Origin of the sequence: Bacillus sp. IT-79MI2 (assembly GCF_949768135.1) — a bacterium.
Lineage (GTDB): Bacteria > Bacillota > Bacilli > Bacillales > Bacillaceae_G > Bacillus_A > Bacillus_A pseudomycoides.
Map to the genome: position 1 here is coordinate 63,121 of NZ_CATKPV010000054.1, position 10,263 is coordinate 73,383.

A 10,263-nucleotide genomic window follows, 5' to 3' on the forward strand; every position below is an offset into this window, starting at 1 on the left:
GCTAAATGAATAAATAGAAAGAAAAAATTATGAAAAAAGTGTTGTTTTAGGAGGAATTTAAAGTGAAATTTAAAAAATCAAACAAGCATAACCCCATCCTAAACTTAGAACGGGGTCACTTTATTGTATAATAAACGGATCTTGTTTTTATTCAATACTTATATTTGGAGATTCAGTTAACGGGAGGGATAATTGATTAACTTGAATTTTCTACATTTAATTATTTCAAAAATATCTCTGCACTTTAAAGAAGTATTAATTTTTTATCAATAACTGTAGCATCTAAAAATTCGGGTTTATGTATTAATACTTTAATACATTCTTTTAAATAAATTTCAGCAACTTCTAAAACTAACTTTTTATCGCCTTCTACATTTTCAATATATCTTCTTATTTCTAAATTCTTTTGGTTCTGACCATGAACAATTGCAGATCTATATGCATAAATTGCTTTCATATTATTAAAAACATCTAATTTTGAATCCCCTAAAGAAGAAAACTGTAATAAATAAGCTGCTCTTAATGATAATTTATAAGTTATCTCACCTTTTCCTTTATCACTTAATAATGATTCTAAACCGATAACGATATCAATAATCTTATCGCCTTCTTCTTTACGATAGAAACTGTTTTCTAATCTAGAACAAGCCAAATTTATTTTCTTATATTCTTTTTCAACCAGCTCTTTGAAAATCATTTGAATCTCTTTTAAACGAACTTCATCAACTATTGGAAAAGCATCTTTATTCCAATAGTAATTATTAAATTCAACAGGATACATTCTTACAGAAATTCCTTTTAAATCGAGTAAATCCGCTGTATATCTTTCTGTCCAATTAATAGGAGACGAAATTATTTGTGCATAACCCGTTAAAAAATTATTAACCCTTAAAGTATTAAAAAAAGCATTAATTTGTTCTAAAGGATATCTATCAAAATCACCAAAAATATGATGGCCAGTCCAACTATTCATATTTTCAATCCAGTAATTTTCTAATTTCAGTGCATGTGTAGCTGACATTAATACAGGCTCTGGTATTCCTTCAGAAAACGATTCAATTTGAGATCTAGATTTTTGAAACACTTCAGACATTTCAACTATAGAAATCGAATCTGTTAACTTGTGTTCTTTAACTTTAAATTTAGTGAATAATATAGGAATATAAATGTCCACATATAAATCTTTAAAAAGTACTCTGTTTTCCAGCGGTTGATACAATTTTATCAGTTGCTCTTTAGTCAAAGTATTTTCTTCTCCAAACTCATGAATCACTTTGGTAATCAAATTAATTACTTGGTTTAAAATTGAATAATCTAATAACCCTAATTTATCTTCATCACCGATGCTATAAGTTTCTATATATTTATCACACTGCAAAATTAAATTTTTCAATTCAATATATTCTGCAAACTTCGTTATATCTATTTTATCATTATCAAAATTAGGGTTTGTTTTGAAATATTTCTCATAATCTATTACACTATCGCTTCCATATGGACTTTTAAAAATTGAAGGAAACCCATTTTTTCTATAAGATATTGTCGGATAATTTGTATGTCCTCGAAAAAGAGTTACCCGCTCTTTAGATTTTTTTTCTAAAACTTCTACTATACCTTTGTTCACTACTTCAAATACTAATTCAAAAAGATCTTCTTTACTCATGTTATCTACCTCAATTCCCTACTTTTGTTATATCTTTATTAAACTCCATATATTCTTCGTCAAGAAAGTCATGGGGCAATTCATTCGGTTTCTTAAATAGGAATAATTTTTTTATGCGATTTATCAATTTACTTTGTTCGTTTTTTGTTTTTTCTTTTTCAATACACGCGTAACAATTAATTTGAAATTCGTGCTGTGCAGCTGTTATATTAGCATACATTGAATTAATATTTAGATGTTTTGCGATGCAAGTTCGGTGCTGTCCATCATCAAACACAAAGTGACCACAAGTCTGTTCATACATCCGAATAGAATAGTTATCTTGTTGGAATTTAGGGTTCTTATAGTAATCTACTTCTAAAAGTTGATTTGCGAGTATTCTACAAGACATTACACCACCTTCACCAAAACCTTTTCCTTTTTCTTCTTCAAAAATTTTCCCTGCTTCTTCTTTACTTAAATATAGTGAGCAAATGCCCTTTCTTAAGGCATAACAGTCATAAGGACTTAAGTTATATGAAAATATATAATTGGCAGGATTAAATTGTTTTATTTCATTATCCATACTTATATCCCCTCTTTATGAAATATCTATTTTGTATAGTGCAATAACTGGCTGTATTACCTCAATATATAATCTTATCTCAAAATTCCCCATTAGAGGGAGTACCAGCGTTCTTACAACTAGGGACAAAGTAGCATTTATTATAGGAGCGATGCTACTTTCCTCCTTCATATTCCTTCATTATTTTATAAAACGTGTTTTTCCTTAGTTCTAACATTTCCATAAACATAACAGCAGTAATTTCGCCACTCTTCCATTTTGAATAAGTTTCTTCTATTATATTTATTTGTTGTTTGCTTAAGGTCGAAAGGTTCATTTGAGGACGGCCTAAATGTTTTCCCTGAGATTTAGCTATCGCAATCCCTTCCGCTTGTCTCTGATGAATTTTTTTTCGTTCCTGATCTGCAACATAAGACAACAAAGATAAAAATTGATCTTCCATTAACCGTCCCATATCATCCATTTCACGGAACTTACGACTATCAAACAGCGTTTCATTTTCTAAAACAACAATATCTGCTTGTAATTCTCTAGTTATGTATTTCCACTCTGCGATTACTTCTTCATAATTACGCCCCATACGATCTAAGGCATCTATGTAAACAATATCACCTGTACTCAATATTTTTCGCAATAATTGATACTGAGGACGATCAAAATGCCGTCCACTTGCTTTGTCGACAAAAATACGTCGAGCTTCCACCCCCCGCTCCATCATCTTATGTAATTGCCGTTGTTCATTTTGATCTTTTGTACTTACACGTATATATCCATAAATATTAGCCACTTTTGGTATGCCCCTTATATTTGTTACCATAATTATACCACTTTCGTTTATAAAGATGTTCATTAAAAATAAACGTTTATAAATCAATTGAACCTACCTTTATAAACTTGATATTTCAATGTTTCATAGACGATACAAAACCGTTTATAAAGGTATACCTTTACGAACATGGAAAGCATTCTTCATGTCTTTGAATACGTATTATTAAATAACCAATCCAAAAGGTGTACTTTTCTGAACAAGCTAGATATTTGCATCTTGTTATTTTTACCAGCTTCATTTAAATATGGTATTTTATTAATAGAGCAAACTAGTGTTTAGATATTTATTTTAATTTGAGGGGAAAGATTGATGTGAAACCTATAAATTTAGTGTCTTTAGTTGATACAAGTGAAAAACTAGCACCTTCCGTATTTGAATTATATAAAGAACATTTTGATATTAAAGTTAAACAAGATGAAATCGAAGATTTAAGTTCTTTAGTCGAAGAGCTTCTATCATTTGTCGATATTTTAAAAATAGTAGATGGATTTTATGTAGGATATAAAATTAACCAAATTAATAAAGAATTTGATCTTTTAAGATTTGGAGAAGAAACTATTATAAATATAGAATTGAAAAGAAAAAGTACTGGGGATAGAATGAAAAAACAACTTTTAAGTAATAAATATTATCTCGGTTTTTTAGGAAAGAAAGTTTTACAGTTCACTTACGTTGCTTCGGAAGAAAAGCTTTATTACTTAAATGAAAAGGAAGAATTTGAAGAAAGTGATATTGAATTTTTATTTAAACAAATAAATAAACAAAAGCTAATTGAAATTGAAGACATACAGAAGGAATTTGATCCTTGTAATTATTTAGTGTCTCCATTTAATTCTACAGAAGCTTTTATAGAAAATCAGTATTTTTTGACTGAACATCAAGATATCTATAAAACTGAGATTATAAACTTAAGTACAGAGGCAGGACCGTCTTATATTGCAATTGAAGGTGCTGCTGGAACAGGTAAAACCCTTCTAGCTTATGATATTGCAAAAGAATATAGAAATAAATCCAAAAGAGTACTTATTATTCATTGTGGAACTTTAAATGCCGGTCATAAAAAACTAATGTTTGACGATTGGGAAGTAACAGGTATTAAAGGCTATGGGAGTTACAGTTTCAATGAATATGACCTTATTGTTATAGATGAAACTCAACGTATACGCAAAGACCAATTAGAGGACATTTTACAAAGGATTAAAGATACTAATGTAAAGTGTATTTTTTCATATGATCCTGATCAATGTCTTGCTAGTTGGGAAGTTGAAAACAATATTCCTGGTTTTTTAGAAGATGAAGTTTCTCCAAGACATTATCCATTGACAAAAAGAATTAGAACTAATAAGGAGATAATTTCTTTTACTAATAACTTATTTGATACATCGAAAAGTAATGCACATCAAATTTATTCTAATATTAGCATGCAGTATTTTGAGGATCGTACTAGAGTAAGGGACTACACTCAAGAAATGATAAATAGGGGATGGAAGGCTGTAAATTATACGCCTGCTTACGGTAATAAATATTATCCATATGAAGCGTTTCAAATTGGAGATAACGAAAGCGCACATCAGGTTGTTGGGCAGGAATTTGATAATGTAGTCGTAGTGATTGATTCCAATTTTGTTTATAATAAAAATCTACTAACTAGTAAAGTCAATTATTATTATGATAATATAAAAATGCTGTATCAAATAATGACAAGAGCGAGAAAAAAATTGCATATTGTTATCATTGATAATGAGAAAATTTTAGAGAAATGTTTAGAAATCTTAGGGTCTAAGAACATTGTTAAAGCTTAAAAATTCATGAGAATAATGATAATAATATTGGTATTATAGAAGAAAACTAAAAAGCCATTTCCTTTAGAGAATTGGCTTTTTTAAATGAATTATTTTACATCTATTATATTAGAAAATTGCAGTTTCATCTTGTTATAAAAAGCATCGGTACATATAACAGCACTATTTTGCTGGTCAATACCAACAACAGTCATATAGCTAGAGAGTAAATAACCATCTTCATAATATGTAATTAGTATTTCTTCTTCAGATAATATGGAACATAATAACATGTTCTCAATCAGTTCTTTTTCTTCAGCTGTTAAGATCGGTCGAGTTACTTTGTTTTTCTCCTTGATGATCTCACGAATACCAGCAAACTGTTCAGGCATTGCTGCAAACGGAGTGAATTTCACCATTCCTCTTCCTTTTGGCATATTAGCGTTGTTCATGATTTGTGTCCCCCAATTAGTGTATTTTTGTGTCTAGCTGTAGCGCTATGCGTGTAGGAAATCCCTCGTAAAATACTGTTCTTCCCAAACTTTGTGCGTATTTCATCCATTACTTTTGTTAACTTCACTTCTTGTTCTCGTTTCGTGACATTATCAAAAAGAGAAATTTGTTCTTCCCCTTCTTGAAGTAGGTTTGTTAAGGATATGTTTATGCTGCGAATGGGTTCGCCAGTATATTGTTGATGTAAGAAGTATGTACAGATATGGATAAATATCCATCGTTAGATTTGTTGGACGGTTTAAAGTATGTGTTTTTCTAATACCACCTGTATAACTCTTGCTATAACCGACAGAAAAATGAACGGTTTGAGCAAGTTTGTTTTGTCTTCTAAGCCGATAACAAACTTCTTCAATATGTTCCAGTAGAATAATCGGAAATTCTTCTATTGTATAGTCACGCATTAGAATTTGGCTTTTTCCAATAGAAGTTGTGGCAGGAACATATTTTTCTGAAATGCGACTAAAGTCAATTCCATGGCTATGTAAGTGTAATTCTTCTCCAATCTTGCCGAAGCTCTGTTTTAAGTATTTAAGGGGATAATTGGCTAAATCTCCAATAGAGTGTATTCCCTTTCGATTTAACTTTTCTTCTGTTTTATATGATATGCCCCAAAATTTATTAAGTGGTCGTATGCTCCATAGTTTTGTGGGTACATCCTCGTACCTCCAAAAAGCAATCCCGTCTTTGTTTTTCTTAGCATCAATGTCTAAAGCGACCTTGCTCATGAGTGGGTTAGGAGCAATTGCAATGGTACATTCAACTTGTGTATGATCGTATATTTCATGTTTGAATTTCGTGGCGAATTCGTATGGATCTTGGGCGAATAAATGGATGCTATTTGTAATGTCCATAAAAAACTCGTCTATGCTATATTGGTGAAAATCCTCAATAGGAACGTATTGTAAAGCTAATTTTGTTATGTAATTGGAGCATTTAATATATGTTCCCATCATTGGATTCACAACAAGGATATCTTTTCTGCGAGGAATCTCGTATAACCTTGCCATCTTCTTTACACCCAATGCTTTTAATGGTGGGGTTGCAGCTAGAACAATTGAACCATTTCTATTTACATCACCTACTACAGCTAATTTTGTATGCATTGGGTCTAATCCCATTTTGATGCAACTTACTGAAGCGTAAAAGCTTCGTAAATCGACACATAAAATGATTCTATTCGGTAAAAGTGAATAGTCATACACTGTTATTCCTCCTAAATAAAAGAACGTTTGTTCTTATTATAAACGAACCTACGTTCTTTTATAAAGGTTTTTTTAAATAAGGGGTTCGACCGAGATACTGTAGTTTTGGGTCATCGTTTTCAATGGTGGGGATATAATGACTTTTATATTCATGTCATACCAGACAACTTTGTTGACGATATATCTGTAGAGGGGGTACGGCAACGATTACTTCTTTTTTGAGCCACTCATCATTTTTTTGTAACAAAAAGGTTTAAAGTCAATAATGTTACGAATTATTTTTGATACAGTATTTTGTTACGGCTAATTCAACAGTTAAGACATTTATATTTTCAAATAGAAAACGTAACAAAAACGTTCATTTTTGTTACTACCGAATACAAAAAACTATAAAAATAGGATTATAAAGTGTAGTTTTCTCCAGTGGCTCCAAAAGTAAAGAATCGTTGCCGTACCCCCACTTCAAAAGGTGTACTTTTACGAACGGATTTAAAAAATAATATGCTGTTTAGTATTATTGTTGTAAAATTCAGATAATAAATTGAAGATTTATTATTTAAATCTTCAGGAATAACTTTGATTGAAATGAGTGATGAAATGATTGCGGTTAGAATTGAAGAGATATATCAAGAAATATTAGATGGAGAAAGAAAGAAGTTTCCGTCAGGCACTTGGAGTGAAGATGTAAATAATGAATTGGCTAAACGTGTTACAAGGTATTTAATTGAAAGTGTTTTACTATGGGATATACAAGATATTCGCAAAGGTTGGACTGAAAAATTTATTAAAAAGATGAAATTAACAACTGTACTTGCTAAATATAATAGCAGTCCTTACAAGATGTTAAATGATGCATATCCAGGACTTTTAAAAGAATGGGAATTGAAAATGTCACCTCTAAATTTTTGGACAAAGGAAAAAGGATTGGAAGCTCTTAAATGGACAATCGAAGAGAAAGAACAATTGACTGAAAAAGAAATCTTAGAAGTATATAGTGGAAAATGGATTGCGGAACATAAACTTGCTTCTCCCTGTCATATGTTCTTTAAAGGCAGTCCTTATATGATGATTAATTCATTGTATCTTGGAAAGTTTAAGGAGTGGCAATTTCAATGTGCTCCTAATCAATTTTGGACAAAGGAGAACGGATTGGAAGCCCTGAGATGGATAATTGAAGAAGAAGAACAATTATCTGAGGAACAACTTTTACAAATATATAGTCAACGTTGGATAAAAGAGAAGAATTTATCCGGTCTATGTCAGAAATTTTGGAGAAATAGTCCCTACGCAATGCTAAATGAACTATATCCAAATCGATTTAAAGAATGGGAATTGCCAACAACCTCAAATGGATTTTGGACGGAAGAAAATTCGTTAGAAGCGTTGAGATGGACAATTGAAGAAAAAGAACAATTATCTGAAGAACATTTGAAAGAAGTATATAGTCATAGATGGGTTAACAAGCATAAATTATCTGTACCACTAAATAAATTTTGGGGTAATAATCCATTTAATATGCTTAATTCTTTGTATCCAGGACGTTTTAAAAGATGGGAATTCTCTGTGTCACCCTATAATTTTTGGACAAAGAAAAATGCGTTAGAAGCGTTGAAATGGACGATTGAAGAAAAGGAGAAATTATCTGAGGAAGCATTGCTGCAAATATATACTGGAAAATGGATTAAACAGCAAAGATTGCAATATCCTCTGGATACGTTTTGGGGTGGTAGTCCATATGCTATGTTAAATGAGTTATATCCAAATCAATTTTCTAAAGAGATGTTAAAAGGATATAAGCATAAAGGAATTGGAAATATCCAGCCAAGCTGAAATGAAATAATAAATTGAAAAGTTGATCCACACAGTTATATAAGGGGTACCGCCACATCGCCATCAACCTAATAAAACAAAATACCCCCTAAAATGAAAAAATACGCTATTCTTTCTGTAGAATCATAGGAAAGGATGGCGTTTTTGTATGTCTATTTCTGTATCTGATGAATTACAACTATTTGCTCAAGAGATTCAAAGCTTTTTATCTCCAAATATCTTACGAGATCTAGCTAGAGATGTTGGTTTCGTGCAACGAACCAGTAAATACCAAGCAAAAGATTTAGTCGCTTTATGTGTATGGATGAGTCAAAGTATTGCTACGACTTCTTTAACTCAATTATCTAGCTGTTTGGAAGCATCAACAGAAGTGCTCATCAGCCCTGAGGGATTGAATCAACGATTTAATCAAGCGGCTTAAATCAAAAAAATGAAACCCGTTAGGGTTTATTTCGTATGCAAATCTTTAAATTCCCTACACGTAGCCTTTAGAAAAAAGAAATAACTTCTACTATAATTGATGTTGTATGAGCTTAGCTTGATAGCGATGTGGCGGTACCCCATGCCCATCAACCTAACAGAACAGGTTATCCCCAAAACGAGAAAAATGAAATTCGTTGCTATAAAAGACATAAAATTTTCGTTTAGGGTGTACTTCAAAATATTAACTTGATGGTGATGTGGCGGTACTCCTAGAAGACATAATCACATCCAGAATAAGTTTAAAAACACTGTAACAAAAAAATGACTAAAATTAATATTTAATAGATATTATTTCTATCAAATTAAAAATATTACATTTTTGTTACAAAAACTATTGATTATATTTGAATATCATAATATAATTCTGTTTGTGGAAATAAAAACTAAAATTACTCATTATTTGGGGGATATGGAAAATGAAGAAAGTTATTTTACCAATTTTAATGTCTACAATGTTTATCGTTCCTGCGGTATCACATGCAGAAAAACAAGATAATATGAAGCTGAACGCTCCAAAAGCAGAACAGACAATGCAACAAACAGGTTGGGTAAAAGATGGAGGTACATGGTATTTTTATGACCAACATGGTATGAAGAAAACTGGTTGGTTACTAGATGGAGGAAAATGGTACTACTTTGATGCAAGCGGAAAAATGAAAATGGGCTATATTGAAGATGAAAATGGAGCTTACTTATTAGGAACAGACGGTGCACTGTATACAAATGCGGGATGGGTTCAATATGAGGGAGATTGGTATTACATTCTCGAAGGCGGAAATCTACACATGGGCTATCTTAAATATAATGATAAAACATATTATTTAGATGGATTTAGTAAAGGGAAAATGCGAACAGGTTGGATAGGAGAATTCCCACAAGGTAATTATTTCCTTCCTGATGGCTCAATGGTAACGGGTTGGAATTTAATTAATAATCAGTGGCATTATTTCAAAGATAACGGAGGTGCTTATAATGGCTGGTTAAGTTATCAAGGAAGCTGGTATTACTTTGTTGGTGCTAAGATGCAAACAAGTTGGGTACAAGATAAGGATAATTGGTATTATATGAATGCAGATGGCACAATGAAAACAGGTTGGGTACAAGATAATGGAAATTGGTACTATTTACAATCTAATGGTGCAATGGCAGTAGGAAAACATTTCATTGATGGTAAATGGTATTCATTCAAAGATAATGGCGTTATGATGTAACAAACGGTCTTTTAAACTGAATATATGACATCAGATATCTATTTTAAGATATTTCTATAATGAGAAAAGACACCTGAGAGGGTGTCTTTTTGTGTGTTATCCCTTCTTATTAATCTAGAAAGAATAACGTTTTTAACAATAATGGGTAGTAAAACTTCTTAAGTTGATGGGCATGGGGTACTGCCA

7 protein-coding genes and 2 pseudogenes are annotated in these 10,263 nt (G+C 31.3%); 4 read left to right on the forward strand and 5 right to left on the reverse strand.

The window, feature by feature from the left end:
- Window positions 1–244 precede the first annotated feature (244 nt).
- From ACM6HU_RS11360 to ACM6HU_RS11370, 3 genes are all read right to left on the reverse strand, one after another.
- Window positions 245–1,663 (reverse strand): hypothetical protein, encoded by a 1,419-nt coding sequence (locus ACM6HU_RS11360; protein ID WP_414848179.1) that lies wholly within the window; start codon window positions 1,661–1,663, stop codon window positions 245–247.
- Between the two features lie 10 nt (window positions 1,664–1,673).
- Entirely contained in the window at window positions 1,674–2,228 is a 555-nt protein-coding gene (locus ACM6HU_RS11365) for a hypothetical protein (RefSeq protein ID WP_414848180.1), read from the reverse strand.
- Window positions 2,229–2,382: 154 nt separating this feature from the next.
- Complete coding sequence (locus ACM6HU_RS11370; protein ID WP_414848181.1) at window positions 2,383–3,045, reverse strand: recombinase family protein; 663 nt, start codon at window positions 3,043–3,045, stop codon at window positions 2,383–2,385.
- 323 nt (window positions 3,046–3,368) lie between these two features.
- Here ACM6HU_RS11370 and ACM6HU_RS11375 point away from each other — a divergent pair, with 323 nt between their 5' ends.
- On the forward strand, window positions 3,369–4,859 hold the full coding sequence (locus tag ACM6HU_RS11375; protein WP_414848182.1) for a DNA/RNA helicase domain-containing protein: 1,491 nt from the start codon (window positions 3,369–3,371) through the stop codon (window positions 4,857–4,859).
- 89 nt (window positions 4,860–4,948) lie between these two features.
- Here ACM6HU_RS11375 and ACM6HU_RS11380 read toward each other — a convergent pair whose 3' ends face one another.
- Window positions 4,949–5,290, reverse strand: coding sequence for a YolD-like family protein (locus tag ACM6HU_RS11380; protein WP_414848183.1), 342 nt, complete (start codon window positions 5,288–5,290; stop codon window positions 4,949–4,951).
- A pseudogene (locus tag ACM6HU_RS11385) lies at window positions 5,287–6,553 on the reverse strand (Y-family DNA polymerase). Before ACM6HU_RS11385 ends, ACM6HU_RS11380 begins: the two are co-directional and overlap by 4 nt.
- A gap of 585 nt (window positions 6,554–7,138) precedes the next feature.
- Here ACM6HU_RS11385 and ACM6HU_RS11390 point away from each other — a divergent pair.
- The 3 genes and pseudogenes from ACM6HU_RS11390 to ACM6HU_RS11400 all read left to right on the forward strand — a co-directional run bounded on the left by ACM6HU_RS11390 (window position 7,139) and on the right by ACM6HU_RS11400 (window position 10,077).
- On the forward strand, window positions 7,139–8,383 hold the full coding sequence (locus ACM6HU_RS11390; protein WP_414848184.1) for a DUF4046 domain-containing protein: 1,245 nt from the start codon (window positions 7,139–7,141) through the stop codon (window positions 8,381–8,383).
- Between the two features lie 148 nt (window positions 8,384–8,531).
- Window positions 8,532–8,801: pseudogene (locus ACM6HU_RS11395) on the forward strand (IS4 family transposase); the annotation flags it as partial.
- 481 nt (window positions 8,802–9,282) lie between these two features.
- Window positions 9,283–10,077 carry an N-acetylmuramoyl-L-alanine amidase family protein gene (locus tag ACM6HU_RS11400; RefSeq protein WP_097835165.1) on the forward strand — a complete coding sequence of 265 codons (795 nt, stop codon included), beginning with the start codon at window positions 9,283–9,285 and terminating at the stop codon, window positions 10,075–10,077.
- The last annotated feature ends 186 nt before the right edge of the window (window positions 10,078–10,263 follow it).